Origin of the sequence: Enterobacter cloacae complex sp. 2024EL-00711 (assembly GCF_047529885.1) — a bacterium.
Taxonomy (GTDB): Bacteria; Pseudomonadota; Gammaproteobacteria; order Enterobacterales; family Enterobacteriaceae; genus Enterobacter; species Enterobacter ludwigii.
This window is the reverse complement of record NZ_JBLIZC010000012.1, coordinates 75,961-91,628: the sequence shown is the minus strand read 5'-3', so window position 1 is coordinate 91,628 and position 15,668 is coordinate 75,961. Positions and strand designations below refer to the sequence as shown.

At 55.2% G+C, this 15,668-nt stretch carries 14 protein-coding genes; 5 read left to right on the top strand and 9 right to left on the bottom strand.

All coding sequences use genetic code 11. The features are described from left to right. The first annotated feature begins 207 nt into the window (after positions 1–207). The 5 genes from yqaB to ACMVME_RS21830 all read left to right on the top strand — a co-directional run bounded on the left by yqaB (position 208) and on the right by ACMVME_RS21830 (position 4,314). Complete coding sequence (gene yqaB, locus ACMVME_RS21850; protein WP_014171331.1) at positions 208–774, top strand: fructose-1-phosphate/6-phosphogluconate phosphatase; 567 nt, start codon at positions 208–210, stop codon at positions 772–774. Beyond that, positions 771–1,199, top strand: a complete 429-nt coding sequence (locus tag ACMVME_RS21845; RefSeq protein WP_032678833.1) for a YqaA family protein — start codon at positions 771–773, stop codon at positions 1,197–1,199. The genes yqaB and ACMVME_RS21845 overlap by 4 nt, the downstream gene beginning before the upstream one ends. Positions 1,200–1,282: 83 nt before the next feature. Further along, the gene (gene gshA, locus ACMVME_RS21840; RefSeq protein ID WP_014171329.1) at positions 1,283–2,827 is read left to right on the top strand and encodes a glutamate--cysteine ligase; all 1,545 of its coding nucleotides are present in this window, start codon (positions 1,283–1,285) and stop codon (positions 2,825–2,827) included. A 152-nt stretch (positions 2,828–2,979) separates the two neighbouring features. Continuing rightward, entirely contained in the window at positions 2,980–3,495 is a 516-nt protein-coding gene (gene luxS, locus ACMVME_RS21835) for an S-ribosylhomocysteine lyase (protein WP_008499539.1), read from the top strand. Positions 3,496–3,549: 54 nt separating this feature from the next. Continuing rightward, positions 3,550–4,314 carry an AraC family transcriptional regulator gene (locus tag ACMVME_RS21830; RefSeq protein ID WP_040018931.1) on the top strand — a complete coding sequence of 255 codons (765 nt, stop codon included), beginning with the start codon at positions 3,550–3,552 and terminating at the stop codon, positions 4,312–4,314. On the opposite strand, the gene leuA is transcribed toward ACMVME_RS21830, so the two are convergent. The 9 genes from leuA to nrdF all read right to left on the bottom strand — a co-directional run bounded on the left by leuA (position 4,311) and on the right by nrdF (position 15,660). Continuing rightward, positions 4,311–5,960, bottom strand: coding sequence for a 2-isopropylmalate synthase (gene leuA / locus ACMVME_RS21825; RefSeq protein WP_214580321.1), 1,650 nt, complete (start codon positions 5,958–5,960; stop codon positions 4,311–4,313). The two genes, ACMVME_RS21830 and leuA, sit on opposite strands and share 4 nt — an antisense overlap. 96 nt (positions 5,961–6,056) lie before the next feature. Continuing rightward, on the bottom strand, positions 6,057–7,604 hold the full coding sequence (emrB, locus tag ACMVME_RS21820; RefSeq protein ID WP_020883860.1) for a multidrug efflux MFS transporter permease subunit EmrB: 1,548 nt from the start codon (positions 7,602–7,604) through the stop codon (positions 6,057–6,059). Positions 7,605–7,620: 16 nt separating this feature from the next. Next, positions 7,621–8,793: a multidrug efflux MFS transporter periplasmic adaptor subunit EmrA gene (emrA, locus tag ACMVME_RS21815; RefSeq protein WP_040018933.1), complete on the bottom strand. Its 1,173-nt coding sequence runs from the start codon at positions 8,791–8,793 to the stop codon at positions 7,621–7,623. A gap of 127 nt (positions 8,794–8,920) precedes the next feature. Continuing rightward, entirely contained in the window at positions 8,921–9,451 is a 531-nt protein-coding gene (gene emrR / locus ACMVME_RS21810) for a multidrug efflux transporter EmrAB transcriptional repressor EmrR (protein ID WP_014171323.1), read from the bottom strand. 314 nt (positions 9,452–9,765) lie between these two features. Then, complete coding sequence (locus ACMVME_RS21805) at positions 9,766–10,950, bottom strand: MFS transporter (RefSeq protein WP_014171322.1); 1,185 nt, start codon at positions 10,948–10,950, stop codon at positions 9,766–9,768. Between the two features lie 149 nt (positions 10,951–11,099). Beyond that, positions 11,100–12,098 (bottom strand): glycine betaine/L-proline ABC transporter substrate-binding protein ProX, encoded by a 999-nt coding sequence (gene proX, locus ACMVME_RS21800; RefSeq protein WP_049023464.1) that lies wholly within the window; start codon positions 12,096–12,098, stop codon positions 11,100–11,102. Between the two features lie 9 nt (positions 12,099–12,107). Beyond that, positions 12,108–13,172 carry a glycine betaine/L-proline ABC transporter permease ProW gene (proW, locus tag ACMVME_RS21795; RefSeq protein ID WP_014171320.1) on the bottom strand — a complete coding sequence of 355 codons (1,065 nt, stop codon included), beginning with the start codon at positions 13,170–13,172 and terminating at the stop codon, positions 12,108–12,110. Beyond that, positions 13,165–14,367, bottom strand: coding sequence for a glycine betaine/L-proline ABC transporter ATP-binding protein ProV (gene proV / locus ACMVME_RS21790; protein ID WP_020883862.1), 1,203 nt, complete (start codon positions 14,365–14,367; stop codon positions 13,165–13,167). The genes proW and proV overlap by 8 nt, the downstream gene beginning before the upstream one ends. 333 nt (positions 14,368–14,700) lie before the next feature. Further along, positions 14,701–15,660, bottom strand: coding sequence for a class 1b ribonucleoside-diphosphate reductase subunit beta (nrdF, locus tag ACMVME_RS21785; protein ID WP_020883863.1), 960 nt, complete (start codon positions 15,658–15,660; stop codon positions 14,701–14,703). Between the last annotated feature and the right edge of the window lie 8 nt (positions 15,661–15,668).

The following is a 15,668-nucleotide window of genomic DNA, read 5'->3' as shown; positions in this document are numbered from 1 at the left end:
TCCGTAGCTCAGCTGGATAGAGTACTCGGCTACGAACCGAGCGGTCGGAGGTTCGAATCCTCCCGGATGCACCATCTTCTTTTCTGTACCACTCTCTTTCTCCCTGGTTATTCCTTCGACGTTCCGTCAGCAATCATTTCTCTTTGAGCGACAAAAACCACCGTTTACGATAAAGTAATGCTTTGTTAATCGTTTAGCGAGAGCACGATGTACGCACAGTATGACGGTTTGATCTTCGATATGGATGGCACTCTCCTGGATACCGAACCCACGCATCGTCAAGCCTGGACTGATGTCCTTGCTCGTTACGGTATGCGTTTCGATCTTCAGGCGATGATCGCCCTCAACGGAGCCCCAACCTGGCGTATAGCGCAGGCCGTGATTGAACGTAATCATGCCGATCTCGACCCGCACCTTCTGGCCCGTGAAAAAACCGATGCGGTAAAAGCGATGCTTTTAGATACCGTGCGCCCGTTACCGTTAATTGACGTCGTAAAAGCATGGCACGGGCGTCGTCCTATGTCCGTTGGCACGGGCAGTGAAAGCGCTATTGCGGAAGCGCTGCTCACCCATCTTGGCCTGCGCCATTATTTCTCTGCGGTGGTTGCCGCCGATCATGTTCAAAATCACAAGCCCGCACCGGACACCTTCCTGCGTTGTGCAGAATTGATGGGTGTGCCTGCGGTGAAATGTGTTGTGTTCGAAGATGCTGATTTTGGTATTCAGGCCGCGCGCGATGCCGGGATGGATGTTGTGGACGTCCGCTTACTGTGAGTGACGCGCTGTCACTTTTATCATTATTCGCCAGCAGTTTTTTAAGCGCCACGCTCTTGCCGGGAAATTCGGAAGTGGTGCTGGTAGCGATGCTGTTGTCCGGCGTAAGTCAGCCCTGGTTGCTCGTGTTAATAGCAACAATGGGTAATAGCTTTGGAGGGCTGACTAACGTTATTCTTGGGCGTTTCTTTCCGCTGCGTGAAAAATCGCGCTGGCAGGAAAAGGCAGTCGGCTGGCTAAAACGCTATGGCGCTGCCACGCTGTTATTAAGCTGGATGCCTGTAATAGGTGATTTACTGTGCCTGCTGGCGGGATGGATGCGCATCTCCTGGGGGCCAGTGCTCTTTTTTTTGTGCCTTGGCAAGGCGTTGCGCTATGTTCTCGTGGCATGGGCAACACTACAGGGTATGACGTGGTGGCACTAATTGGTGGAATGAATACGCGACCTTCAATCGTCAACCATTACAATTATGCTGAGTAACAATACTTTGACAGGCGGGAGGTCAATTTGATCCCGGACGTATCTCAGGCGCTGGCCTGGCTGGAAAATCACCCTCAGGCACTGAAGGGTATTCAGCGTGGTCTTGAGCGTGAAACGCTGCGCGTTAACGCGGACGGTAGCTTAGCGACAACGGGTCACCCGAAGGCGTTAGGCTCGGCGCTGACACATAAATGGATCACAACCGATTTCGCTGAAGCGCTGCTGGAATTCATCACGCCAGTGGATGGTGATATTGATCATATGCTAACGATTCTGCGCGACATCCATCGCTACACTGCCCGCAATCTGGGTGATGAGCGTATGTGGCCGCTCAGCATGCCGTGCTATATCGAACAAGGCCAGGAGATTGAACTGGCGCAATACGGCACGTCAAATATCGGTCAGCTGAAAACGCTCTATCGTGAGGGGCTGAAAAACCGCTACGGTGCGTTGATGCAGACCATTTCTGGCGTGCATTACAATTTCTCTTTACCCATGGCGTTCTGGCAGGCGAAGTGCGGCGAAACGGATAAAGACGCGATCTCCGCGGGTTATTTCCGCCTGATCCGCAACTACTATCGTTTTGGCTGGGTCATTCCGTATCTGTTTGGGGCATCGCCTGCGATATGCTCGTCATTCCTGCAGGGGAAACCGACCACGCTGCCGTTCGAGAAGACAGAGTGTGGAATGTACTATCTCCCGTACGCCACCTCCCTGCGTCTTAGCGATCTGGGTTATACCAATAAGTCGCAAAGCAATCTCGGTATTACGTTTAACGAATTGCACGAATATGTGGCAGGATTGAAGCGGGCGATCAAAACGCCGTCGGAAGAGTACGAGAAAATCGGCCTCGAAAAAGACGGTAAGCGCCTGCAGATCAACAGCAACGTGCTGCAGATTGAAAATGAACTGTACGCGCCTATTCGTCCGAAGCGCGTTACGCGCAGCGGTGAAACCCCGTCGGATGCACTGCAGCGCGGCGGGATTGAATACATAGAAGTGCGCTCGCTGGATATCAACCCGTTCTCACCCATCGGCGTTGATGAGCAGCAGGTTCGCTTCCTGGATCTGTTTATGGTCTGGTGCGTACTGGCGGATGCGCCGGAAATGAGTTCAGAGGAACTACTCTGTACCCGTACCAACTGGAACCGCGTGATTCTGGAAGGGCGCAAGCCGGGTCTGACGCTGGGTATTGGCTGCGAAACAGCGCAGTTCCCGCTGACGAAAGTGGGTAAGGATCTGTTCCGTGACCTGAAGCGTGTTGCCCGGACCATGGACAGCATTGACGGTGGGGAAGCCTATCAAAACGTCTGCGACCAGCTGGTTGAATCGTTTGATAACCCGGAACTGACGTTCTCAGCGCGTATTCTGCGTTCTATGATTGATCAGGGTATTGGCGGCACCGGGCGTTCGCTCTCTGCGGAATACCGCGAGATGCTGAAGCAGGAGCCGTTAGAGATTCTGAGTGAAGCCGATTTTGTGGCGGAACGAGACGCGTCTGTCGTGCGTCAGAAAGAGGTTGAAGCGGCGGATACGGAGTCGTTTGAGGCGTTTCTGGCGAAACAGGCTTAACAGAAAAGAAAAAGGCCACATCGCTGTGGCCAAAATATACATCTCTGAATTCAGGGATGATGATAACAAATGCGCGTCTTTCATATACTCAGACGTGCATTTTGTAGAAGAGTTCAGTTTATTTTAAAAAAAATCACTATCGGAGGTGACGTATGCCGTTATTAGATAGCTTTACTGTCGACCATACCCGTATGGAAGCACCTGCAGTACGTGTGGCGAAGACCATGCACACCCCGCACGGCGACACGATCACCGTATTCGATCTGCGTTTCTGCGTGCCTAACAAAGAAGTGATGCCAGAGAAAGGCATTCACACCCTGGAGCACCTGTTTGCCGGGTTTATGCGCGACCACCTGAACGGTAATGGCGTTGAGATCATCGATATCTCTCCGATGGGTTGCCGTACCGGTTTCTACATGAGCCTGATTGGCCAGCCTGAAGAGAAACGCGTCGCGGATGCCTGGAAAGCGGCAATGGAAGATGTGCTGAAGGTGAAAGAGCAGAACCAGATCCCTGAGCTGAACGTATATCAGTGCGGAACTTACCAGATGCACTCTCTGGAAGAAGCCCAGGAGATCGCGCGTCATATCATCGAGCGTGACGTTCGCGTAAACAGCAACGAAGAGCTGGCGCTGCCAAAAGAAAAACTGCAGGAACTGCACATCTAGTGCACCTTTTCCCTCTCCCTCAGGGAGAGGGTAGGGTGAGGGGCGTTTAACCTCATGACCACAACCTCAACCTTCTCCTTTACCCATCGCCCACTTGTTCCTTATGCCCATGATTACCTTCATGGCGACAGCGAGCCGTGGCATCAGCATGACTGCGCGCAATTGCTGCATACCCTGAGTGGGGTGGTGAGAGTCGATACCGCATCAGGTTGTTGGGTGGTGCCGCCCGGACGCGGCGTCTGGCTACCCGCGGGCACTCCGCACTCTTTGCGTATTACCGGCAACGTTGCGGCGCGTACGCTGTTTATCGATCCCCTGGCGCGAGCCGATCTTCCGGCAACCTGTCAGATAGTCCAGATCTCCGGTCTGTTACGCGAACTTATCCTCACCTCGCTGACGCTTGAGGCGTCCTACTCGCCAGGCAGTCGTGATGAGCGCGTATATGAGCTCATTCTGGATGAAATCCGCACGTTGCGGGTGCTGCCGTTTCACCTGCCTGAGCCGGAAAGCGAGCCGTTGCGTACCCTTTGCCAGCAGATCCGGCTGTTGCCGGGGGAAAGTTGGGGCAGCATGCAGGCCGCAAACACGCTTGGTATGAGTGAACGCACGATGAACCGCCATTTCAAGCAGCAGACGGGGTTAAGCTACGGTGAGTGGCTAAGAAGGGCGCGCCTGCTGGAAGCGCTGCTGCGCCTGGGACAAGGTCAGCCAGTGCTACGAGTGGCGCTGGATCTGGGCTACGGCAGCCACAGTGCCTTTACGGCGATGTTTCGCCGGGTGATGGGGATATCACCCAGCGATTATTTCAAAGACAGCTAGCTGACAGCATTGAACAGGGCCTGAAGAGACGCGCGGGCCACGTCGCTGTCAATGCCCACGCCCCAGCGGCTGCTACCATCCTGAAACAGACAGCGGATATACGCCACCGAGCGGCTGTCGCTGCGCTCCCCAAGCGTATGTTCGTGATAGTCCTTAATCACAAACGGGGTCGTGACCCAGCGGCTTATACCATTGGCCGCCGCGGATAACAGCCCGTTGCCTTGCCCCTCCAGCTGGCGCATCCCGCCCTGCGTCGTGACGCTTGCCGTCAGATGTAACTGCCCGTCCTGCTGGCTGTCGCTACGGTAAGCGTGCAGGGCAAAGCCCGGCGTCTCTACCAGCCCATAACGGGTGCGGAACAGTTGCCACAGCGCATGCTGCGTCATCTCTTTACCGTGCTGGTCGGTTTCCTGCTGTACGTGCTGGCTAAAGTCCTGCTGCAGGGCGCGGGGTAATTTCAGACCATGGTTTTGTTCAATAAGCCACGCGCTGCCGCTTTTTCCTGACTGGCTGTTAACCCGGATCACCGCTTCGTAGGTGCAACCAATATCCTGTGGGTCAACCGGCAGATAGGGCATCTCCCAGCGTTCGTCAGGCTTGCGGGCATCAAAGCCTTTCTTGATGGCATCCTGATGCGAACCTGAAAATGCGGTATACGCCAGCCGTCCTGCCCACGGATGGCGCGGATGCACCGGCAGCTGATTGCAGGTTTCTACCACCTCCACCACGTGATTCATGTCGCTAAAGTCCAGATTCGGGCTAATCCCCTGGCTGTAGAGGTTCATTGCCAGCGTGACCAGGCAGACGTTACCGGTTCGTTCTCCGTTACCAAACAGACACCCTTCGACACGGTCTGCACCGGCCATCAGGGCCAGCTCCGCGCTGGCGACACCGGTGCCGCGGTCGTTATGCGGATGGACGCTGATGCAGACATCGCTGCGGCGGCTGAAATGACGGCAGAAATACTCAATCTGATCGGCATAGACATTCGGTGTACTGACCTCAACGGTGGCCGGTAAGTTGATCACCATCGGGCGTTCGGCGCACGGCTGCCAGATGTCTGCCACGGCTTCGCAAATCGCCAGCGCAAAGTCCGGCTCGGTAAAGCAGAAAGTTTCCGGAGAGTATTCGTATTGCCAGCGGGTGGCGGGATTCTCTTCGCACAGCGTGCGGATAAGACGCGTGGAACGGGTCGCCAGCTCAACGATTTGCGCTTTCTCCATGCCGAACACCAGGCGGCGGAACAGCGGGGCGGTGGCGTTATACAGGTGTACCGTGGCCTGCTTCGCCCCGCGCAGCGACGCAAAGGTGCGCAGGATAAGGTCTTCACGCGCCTGGGTTAATACCTGAATGGTGACGTCATCCGGAATGCGGTTTTCGTCGATCAACTGACGCACAAAATTGAAATCCGTCTGCGAGGCAGAGGGGAAAGCGACTTCGATTTCTTTGAATCCGCAACGCAGTAACAACGCCCAGAACTGCAGTTTGCGGTTGCTGTCCATCGGCTCGGCAAGGGCCTGATTACCGTCGCGTAAATCGGTGGAAAGCCAGCGCGGCGCCTGCGTGAGGCGTTGCTCAGGCCAGCGGCGATCGGGCAGGGAAATAGCAGGTTGAGGTTGGTATTTGTCGGAAGGTGTTTTCAGCATGGTGCGCTCCTGTTGTCTTTTCACTATCGTGAATCGATTTCAGGAGCGCTGCTTTATCGTTACTGACAATCGCTGTCGCGATCTGGACACCGCACGTTAGTGCGCACCGCCGCCACCGCCTCCGGCGCCAAACGGTGGTCGGGCAAACCATACCAGTCCCAGCAGGATGATAAAGATCCCCGCCGATATCCAGAATATCTCGTTTGCCGAGATAATCAGGCCCTGGTTGGTGATCTGCTGGGCGATCCAGCCGGACGCCTGCTGCTCCGTCATTCCCATTCCCTGAAGCTGACTGTACATCTGCTGCGAGTTAGGGTTGAACGGGTTCACCGCTTCGGTCAATTGCGCATGGTGCATCGACTCGCGGTTGGTCCAAAGGGTCGTGGTGATCGACGTCCCGATGGAGCCTGCCAGCGTACGCGTAAAGTTCGACAGGCTTGATGCCGCCGCCATGCGCTCAGGCGGCAAGCCGGAAAGCGTAATGGTCGTCAGCGGCATAAAGAAGCACGCCACGGCGAAGCCCTGAATGAACTGCGGCCACGCGGACGCGCCAAAGTCCATGCCCGGCTCGAACGTATACGCGCGCCAGTAGAAGCACACCGCGTACATAATAAAGCTGAAGGTCACCAGCCTGCGCATGTCGAGCTTGTGAGCGAAGCGGCCGATAATCGGCGACAGCAGGACCGGAATTAACCCCACTGGCGCAGAAGCCAAACCTGCCCAGGTTGCGGTGTAGCCATATACCTCCTGCAACAGCTGCGGCAGCAGAACGATTGCGCCGAAGTAGAGCATGTAGGCCAGGCTGATACACAGGCAGCCGATGGTGAAGTTTCGCGACTTAAACAGCGAGAGATCGACGATTGGGTTATCGTCCGTCAGCTCCCAGACGATCAGGAAGCTCAGCGATATCACCGCCACAACGGTCAGGATGATAATCTCTGTCGAGTTAAACCAGTCCAGCTCTTTACCCTGATCGAGCATCACCTGCAGGCTACCGATCCCGACCACCAGCAGCGCCAGACCAATGGCGTCAATTCGCCGCTGCTCTGTTCGGGTTTCGCGACCGCGCAGCGTTTGCAGGGTCAGCATCACCACCAGCGCACCAATTGGCACGTTGATGAAGAAGATCCAGCCCCAGTGGTAGTTGTCGCTGATATAGCCGCCGAGGATAGGCCCGCAAATCGGTGCGACAATCACCGTCATTGACCACAGCGCCAGCGCGATAGAGCGCTTAGCGGGCGGATAGTTGTTCAGCAGCAAACTCTGCGACAGCGGAATCAGCGGCCCGGCCACAATCCCCTGAATGACGCGGAAGATGATCAGCATCGTCAGGCTGTTGGACATGCCGCACGCCCAGGAGGCGAGCACGAACAATACCGTTGACCACAGGAACAGCTTTACTTCACCGACGCGCTTCGCCAGCCAGCCGGTGATAGGGATGGAGATGGCGTTTGCCACCCCAAACGAGGTAATGACCCAGGTCCCCTGGCTCAGTGACGAGCCAAGGTTACCGGCGATGGTTGGGATCGCCACGTTTGCGATGGTAGAGTCCAGCACCTGCATGAATGTCGCCAGCGACAGCGCAATGGTCATGATAACCAGTTGCGCCCCCTCCAGCGGTTTTTGCGGCTTTTGCTGTTGCATAACGCTCACCTTCGGATTAACCGGCGTTTGCCTTCACGATGTCATCGATCAGTTTATTGACCGGATCGAGGCTAATTTCACGGGCGTTACTTTCATAAGCCGGGGTGCTGCGCACCTGACTTGCCAGGATCTGACCATCGCGGTTGGCGGTATCAACCGTTACCAGCGTAGAGAGGCCAATACGCAGCGGATGGTCCGCCAGCTGTTTTGCATCCAGTTCGATACGTACGGGCAAGCGCTGAACCACTTTGATCCAGTTCCCGGTGGCGTTTTGCGCTGGCAACAGGGAGAAGGCACTGCCGGTCCCCATATCCAGGCCGACCACTTTCCCGGTGTACTTCACGTCATCACCGTAAATATCGCTGATCACCGTCGCGGTCTGGCCGATACGCATATGGGCAAGCTGCGTCTCTTTAAAGTTCGCATCAACCCACAGGTTGTCCGCCGGAACGACCGCCATCAGCGGCGTGGTTGGGCTAATTTGGGCGCCAGGCTGGACGGAACGACGAGAGACGTAGCCGGTCATCGGGCTGACAATTTTAGTACGCTGCAGGGCAAGCCACGCGTTGCGCACTTCGGTGGCAGCCTGTTGCACGGCAGGCTGGTTTTCCAGGCTGGTGCCCAGCACCATCGCCTGGTTGGCGTTGTACTGTTGAATCGCCACGTCCAGCTGCGCCTGTGCGCTGGCAACGGCATCACGCGCGTGCTGCAGCTCTTCACGGCCAATCAGGTTGGCAGTGCCGAGGGGAACGCGACGGTTCAGGTCGCTCTGCGCCTGCGCCAGTGCGGTTTTCTGCACGTCGATGTTGGCCTGCAGCTGCTTGCTGTTGATCATCAGCTGGCGGGTCTGACGGACGCTGGAGGCCAGCGCGGTCTGGGCTTTTTCAAAAGCCTGTTGGGCGTCGGTCGGATCGAGCGTGACCAATACATCCCCTTTTTGCACAAAATCGGTGTTATCAGCCCAGACTTTCGTCACGCTGCCCGATACCTGCGCCATAATTTGTACCTGGTTCCCTGCCACGTATGCATCGTCTGTCTCTTCAGCATGACGCAATACTAAAAACCAATAGATCCCATATGCCACGGCAATAATAATAAAGAGCAATGTCAGTACAATAAGGGCGCTTTTGCGTTTGCCCTTTTTATTGACCGGTTGCTGCGGGGTAGTGCTCTCCGCATTTGCGCTCATTGTTGTTCTCCACGATCTTCTTATTTTCACATCGGCTGAGCCGAGCTGTTGTCAGAAAGGCCAGCAGTGTGACGTGCTGGCCTGTCGGTTTTCTTATGAGTCTGGGATTGTTGAGCGTGTTGTCGCGTTAGCGCAGCGCCTCTAGAACAGCGCCGTCTTCATCCATCTGGTCCAGACGGGTCAGCAGCTTGCGAGTAATGTGCTCAAGCTGGTCGCGCTCGGTGGTGCTGAGGGCAGACCACAGTTGATGCAGGCAATTATGCTGAGGTGGCAGCACCTCACGCAGGAATTGGTGACCTTTGTCGGTCAGCTGCAGATGCAGGCAGCGGCGATCGTTATCGCTTTCACGGCGTTCAATCCAGCCGCGTTTTTCCAGTTCATCGGCAATACGGGTGGCATTAGTACGGGATGAACCCAGCGCGCAGCTCAGCTCTGACGGCTGAATGCTGTGATTTTCCTGAGACTCCAGCGTAATTAACGCCATAAACAACGTCTCGTTAATCCCTTGAGCTTTCAGCATCTTATTACGATTTTCCAGTAGCTTACCCTGCATGTGCATGCACAGGCGGGTCAGCAGGATCTCCTGATACGGGAAGTCCTCATGACGACTGGCGCGGAATTTAAGCATTTGTTCAATGGGCGTAAACGAACTATCCATTTGGGCATAACCTCATTAATTACAGCCGATATAGTAACGATAGTGACAAATAATGTAAATGAATTATTTGTGCGGTTATATCCGCCAAACTTATGTCACCATCAGAAAGCGCCGGGTAAGTCCGTGACCCGGTGAGCACAGAGAGCGTTGGGAGTGAACCCGCGGAAGAGAGGATGTGAGGACGGGGGTCTGAACTATTCATGCCGGTAGAAAATATGTCACCCACATTAAAATTTCTGGGATAAATGATTACGTTTACATTAACAGACTGCAGGGCCCCTTTACACCCTAAGAGGCCCAAAGCAATGTAAAACTTAGTTAATTACGTCCTGGCGATGGTACCCACGCCACCATACTAGCAGATTCAGTGCGGCGACGATTGCCCCTATCCCGCACACGCCTGACCAACCGGCATGCTGCCACGCCGAGGCTGAAATCAACGAACCCGCTGCGCCGCCAATAAAATAGCTGGTCATGTATCCGGCCGTGAGGCGGTTACGCGCCTCTGGCTTCACGCGGTAGATGACGGTCTGGTTAGTGATATGCACGCCTTGCACGGTGAGGTCGAGTACCAGAATACCGACGATCAGCGCCAGCACAGAGGTATGGCCATACCAGATGGCCGCCCAGGAGAGCAGGAGCAGAACCAGCCCGGCAGAGGTCGTCAGATGGGATTTGCCTTTATCCGCCAGTCCGCCCGCCGGACGCGCGCCCAGGGCTCCCGCAGCGCCCGCCAGACCAAACAGACCAATCACCGCTTCGGAATAATTGAACGGCGGTGCGGCCAGCAGAAACGCCATTGAGGTCCATAAGATGCTGAAGTTGGCGAAGGTCAAACAGCCCAGCAACGCACGCGTACGCAGCAGTTTATCGTGTGTGAAGAGGCTGAAAACGGAGGCGAGAAGCTGCGGATAATTAAGGTGATTTTCCTGCTTCACCTTTGGCAGCCCGCGCCACAGAGCAAGCGCCATCACGGCCATCAGTACGCTCGCCACCCAATACACGGTACGCCAGCCACCAAGACTCGCCAGCAGCCCGGCGACGGTCCGCGCCAGCAAAATCCCCAGCAGCAGGCCGCTCATGATTGTTCCCACCACCTTGCCGCGCTTTTCTGGTGAGGCGAGAGTGGCGGCGAGCGGAACCAGAATCTGCGCCACGACGGAGAACAGACCCGTTAACGCGGTGCCGATAATCATCATCGTTAACGAGTGGCTGCTGGCGGTGATCAGCATCCCGCCTGCGGCCAGCAGGGTCATGGAGACAATCAGCATCCGACGCTCAAACATATCGCCCAGCGGCACGAGGAAAAGCAGCCCGGCGGCATAGCCAAGCTGCGCGGCGGTGACAATAAAGCCAGCTGAGCTGGCAGAAAGGTTAAATGCGCGGGCGATGGTATCGAGCAGTGGCTGCGCGTAGTAGTTACTGGCGACGGCCAGACCCGTTGCCACGGACATTAAAAGGATGAGTGCCGGGCTAAGCCCTTGAGTTGTTTTAGTCATCAGGTTCAGGAATCGTGAGTTAAGTGATTATTTTTCCGTGAACCATAATAGCGAATGATTGTGAATGTGGTGGGATTGTTACGTGCTGGATTGTGCGGTTTAGGGGAGTTAACCCTCTCCCGTGGGGAGAGGGCAGGTCTGAAGGGCTCTTATGACTTCTGCGCGTTCATCGCTTCTTTTACCCAGCCATCAAACTGCTGCTGGTGGGCTTTGATCCAGCCATCCACGTGGCCTTTGATGTCAGCTTCGGACGATTTCCCCGCGTGCATCATTGCGTTCTGGGCGTTGATGTCCGCCAGAGGCAGTTTCATCACCGAGAACAGCTTCGCTGCCGCCGGGTTTTTCTCAGCCCAGGCTTTGTTAGCAACGATATGCATCGTGTTGACCGGGAAGCCATAGTTCATGCCGTTTGGCAGTTTGGTGTCGATATCTTTCTGCTCGCCCGGCAGGGAAGAGAAGGGTACCTGCAGCCACACCACGTCTTTCCCCGGCTTCAGCACGTCGCTCACCCAGTACGGTGTCCAGGTGTAATAGATAACCGGTTTACCCTCTTTGAAGCGGGCAATGGTGTCGGCCATCATCGCCGAGTAGTTACCGTGGCTGACGTCGACCGTTTTCGCCAGGTCAAAGGCTTTGTTCTGGTGATTAATCACCGCCTCACAGCCCCAGCCCGGCGAGCAGCCCATCATGTCAGCTTTGCCGTCACCGTTGGTGTCGAACAGTTTGGCAATCTTCGGATCCTTCAGCTGCTCGATATTGGTGATGTGGTACTGGTCGGCTGTTTTCTTGTCGATCAGATACCCCTGCGCTGCGCCGGTCACGAAGGTGCCTTCGCGGTAGAATTTCTTATCCCCGCCGGCGGCGGCATACATGTCGTCGTGCAGCGGCTGCCAGTTGACGGCGGTAAAGGTGGCATCACCGGAGGCAATCGAGGTGTAGCCCACGTTGTAATCCACTTCACTTGGGGTGTTGACCGTATAGCCCAGTTTTTCCAGCGCGCGGCTGACTAACAGCGTCTGGAAGGTCTCTTCTGAAATGGTGCTTTGCACCGGTTGCACGGTAATGCCTTTGCCCGGCAGGTCTGCTGCAAACGTGCTGGTGGAGACAAGGGTGGCAAACGCTGTGGCAAAAAGTACGCGATGTCGCATCGTTGTTCCTTATTTTCTGAATGGGCGGGTGATTAACCCGACAGGGCCGGTGCTATACCAGCGACGGTTGCCGCGACTGCGTGAATCACGACCGACAGCCTGCGTCAGGCGGTCAAGGATAATGGCGAGGATCACAATGCCGACGCCGCCCACGGTGGCCAGTCCCATATCAAGACGACCAATGCCGCGCAGCACCATCTGACCCAGCCCGCCGACGGCGATCATTGAGGCAATTACTACCATGGAGAGGGCCAGCATCAGCGTCTGGTTGACACCCGCCATGATGGTTGGCATCGCCAGCGGAAGCTGAACTTTAAACAGCATCTGGCGCGGGCTGGCACCAAATGAACGCGACGCCTCGATAAGATCGGCCGGTACCTGGTTAATCCCGAGTATCGTCAGACGAATGACCGGCGGCAGGGCGAAGATAATGGTCACCACGACGCCCGGCACGTTGCCGATACCAAACAGCATCACGATCGGCACCAGGTAGACAAACGCGGGGGTGGTCTGCATCGCATCCAGCAGCGGACGAATAATCTTCGCCGCCCGCGGACTGCGCGCCAGCCAGATCCCCATCGGCAGGCCGATAGCGACGCAGAAGAGCAGGGCGGTGAGCACCAGCGCTAAGGTGATCATTGCCTGTGACCAGGCGCCAATCGCGCCGATGGCAATCAGTGAGATCAGCGTGGCGACACCCATGCCGGCGCTGCCAAACTGCCAGGCAATCAGGGAGAAGAGCACAATAGCGACCGGCGCGGGCATGCCGAGCATCAGCTGCTGGAAACCGTTCAGGATGTAATCCACCGGTACGCGGATCCCCTGGAAGACCGGACGGAAGTGAGTCACTACCCAGTCGATCCCCTCCGTGACCCAGCTATCCAGCGGGATCAGCGTTTTATGAAACGGATCCATAATATTGAAGTGCTCTGGCGCAGGGGCCGGTGCACTGTTGAGCCAGTCCGCCGCGCCGCCATCGGTTGGCGCAGGCGTGGAAGATCCCCACGCATCGGCAGATTGAGCAGCGCTGTCCGCCGCCTCGGTGGTTCCCCACGGGTTAGATTGATCAGCCATTGTTTGTCCCCTCGCGATCTAAAGCCTGCAGCAACATGCGTTTTGAGATGATGCCGACGTACTGTTGTTCCTCACTGACTACCGGTACGGCACACGGGGCCTGACCAACGTGAGAGAGCAGCTCGCTGAGCGGCGTTTCGGCGTCCACGGCAAGCGGGGAGTCGATAACCGCCGCATCAATGCCCTGATTTTCGCTGAGCGCGGTTTTCAGGGAGTCGATGGAAACAATGCCAACAAATTTATTACCGCGTTCGATCAGATAACCGTATTCCCGATCTTCATCCTGCAACAGTTTCAGTGCAGAGCGCGGACCAAAGCCCGGTGTTTTGCGGATAAGACCGTTCGGTGAACGACGGGCGATATCTTTCGCACTAAAGACCTGACTAATATCCACGCCGCGGAAGAAGGTGCGCACATAATCATTGGCCGGATTATTCAGAATTTCATCCGGCGTGCCGACCTGCACCACTTCACCATTTTGCATAATGGCAATACGGTCACCAATACGCATGGCTTCATCAAGATCGTGGGAAATAAAAACAATGGTACGTTGATGTTTAGCCTGTAATTTTACCAGCTCATCCTGCATCTCGGTGCGAATTAATGGATCGAGTGCCGAGAAGGCTTCATCCATTAATAAAATGTCTGGGTTAATGGCTAATGCGCGGGCTAATCCGACACGCTGGCGCATCCCGCCGGAAAGCTCATCCGGGTAGGCATGCGCATAATTCTCGAGGCCCACCTGACGTAATGCATCCAGCGCTTTTTCCTGACGTTCATTAGCGGTAACGCCCGCTAATTCCATGCCAAAGGCGGCATTATCCAGCACTGTCATATGCGGCATCAGCGCGAATGACTGGAACACCATTGCAATCTTCTTTCTGCGCACCTCGCGAAGTTCAGCCTCTGATATTCTGGCGATATCAACGCCATCAATCAGTACCTGTCCACGGGTGGGTTCAATCAGGCGATTGAGAAGGCGAACCATAGTGGATTTACCCGAACCGGATAATCCCATGATGACAAAAATCTCGCCTTCTTCAATGGCCAGACTGGCGTCTTTAACGCCAAGCGACAGCCCGGTTTTTTCCAGAATTTGCTCTTTTGAAAGGCCTTTCTCAATATATTTGAATGCGCGCTGAGGATGCTCGCCAAATACTTTATAAAGATTTTTCACTTCTAATTTAATTGCCATGCAATAGAGAGTGTCCTGTTATTTGTTTATGTCGATATCATTACCATGGTAAATAGTTAACTGGCATTACCCTAACATACTGAGAATCTGAGACAACCCTGGGTTTGCTTATGGCAGGAATTTTGCCGTAAGCGAAACGGCTGAATTTCCCATGAGTAAAGGGCTGAGCGTGGTTTGAATTTTTCTGAATTTTTTGCTTTTGCACAGCGAAATTTCGCCTGAATCGGAGTGATTCAGGCGAATATGAACGGGGAATTACAGTGTAGTTGCCCGTAAAATATTAGGGAGGAAATTGTTAGATTTATATTAAATTAATGAACGTTAATCCGCTCATTAAAAATCCCAGTCCTCATCTTCGGTCTCCACCGCTTTGCCCATCACATACGACGAACCAGACCCGGAGAAGAAATCGTGGTTTTCATCGGCGTTGGGTGACAGTGCCGCCAGGATCGCCGGGTTCACGTCGGCCATTTCCGGTGGGAAAAGCGCTTCGTAGCCGAGATTCATCAGCGCTTTATTGGCGTTGTAGCAAAGAAACGCTTTTACCTCCTCCTCCCAACCGGTACCGGCGTACAATTCTTCGGTATAACTCAGTTCGTTCTCGTACAAATCCATCAGCAAATCGAGGGCAAAACCTTTTAACGCTTCGCGCTTTTCTTCGCTGACGTTCTCCAGCCCTTTCTGATATTTATAGCCGATGTAGTACCCATGTACGGCTTCATCACGAATGATGAGGCGAATTAAATCGGCGGTGTTGGTCAGTTTGCCGCGGCTCGACCAGTACATCGGTAACCAGAAGCCCGAATAGAACAGGAAGGATTCCAGAAACACGCTGGCAATTTTCTTCTTCAGCGGTTCGTCGGCCTGATAATACTCCAGCACCAGGCTGGCCTTTCGCTGCAATGACTCGCTTTCTTCGCTCCAGGTGTATGCCGCGTCCACATCTTTGGTCTGGCACAGCGTCGAAAAAATCGAGCTGTAGGAGCGGGCATGGACCGCCTCCATAAAGCTGATGTTCGACATCACCGCCTCTTCGTGAGGCGTCAGCGCGTCGGCCATCAGCGCAGGGGCACCGACGGTATTTTGGATGGTGTCCAGCAGCGTCAGACCGGTGAACACACGGATCGTCAGCTGCTGTTCGGCGTGGCTGAGGGTTTGCCAGGCCGGAATATCGTTTGAAAGCGGGACTTTTTCCGGCAGCCAGAAGTTGCTGGTCAGGCGGTTCCATACCTCCAGGTCTTTATCATCCTGAATTTTATTCCAGTTAACGGCACTCACGCGTGACAGTTTCATCCTTTCTC

Excerpts from the sequence above, each read along its gene's own strand:
- yqaB (WP_014171331.1), top strand. The coding sequence starts at position 208 with ATGTACGCACAGTATGACGGTTTGATCTTCGATATGGATGGCACTCTC.
- luxS (WP_008499539.1), top strand. The coding sequence starts at position 2,980 with ATGCCGTTATTAGATAGCTTTACTGTCGACCATACCCGTATGGAAGCA.
- ACMVME_RS21830 (WP_040018931.1), top strand. The coding sequence starts at position 3,550 with ATGACCACAACCTCAACCTTCTCCTTTACCCATCGCCCACTTGTTCCT.
- leuA (WP_214580321.1), bottom strand. The coding sequence starts at position 5,960 with ATGCTGAAAACACCTTCCGACAAATACCAACCTCAACCTGCTATTTCC.
- emrB (WP_020883860.1), bottom strand. The coding sequence starts at position 7,604 with ATGCAACAGCAAAAGCCGCAAAAACCGCTGGAGGGGGCGCAACTGGTT.
- emrA (WP_040018933.1), bottom strand. The coding sequence starts at position 8,793 with ATGAGCGCAAATGCGGAGAGCACTACCCCGCAGCAACCGGTCAATAAA.
- emrR (WP_014171323.1), bottom strand. The coding sequence starts at position 9,451 with ATGGATAGTTCGTTTACGCCCATTGAACAAATGCTTAAATTCCGCGCC.
- ACMVME_RS21805 (WP_014171322.1), bottom strand. The coding sequence starts at position 10,950 with ATGACTAAAACAACTCAAGGGCTTAGCCCGGCACTCATCCTTTTAATG.
- proX (WP_049023464.1), bottom strand. The coding sequence starts at position 12,098 with ATGCGACATCGCGTACTTTTTGCCACAGCGTTTGCCACCCTTGTCTCC.
- proW (WP_014171320.1), bottom strand. The coding sequence starts at position 13,172 with ATGGCTGATCAATCTAACCCGTGGGGAACCACCGAGGCGGCGGACAGC.
- proV (WP_020883862.1), bottom strand. The coding sequence starts at position 14,367 with ATGGCAATTAAATTAGAAGTGAAAAATCTTTATAAAGTATTTGGCGAG.
- nrdF (WP_020883863.1), bottom strand. The coding sequence starts at position 15,660 with ATGAAACTGTCACGCGTGAGTGCCGTTAACTGGAATAAAATTCAGGAT.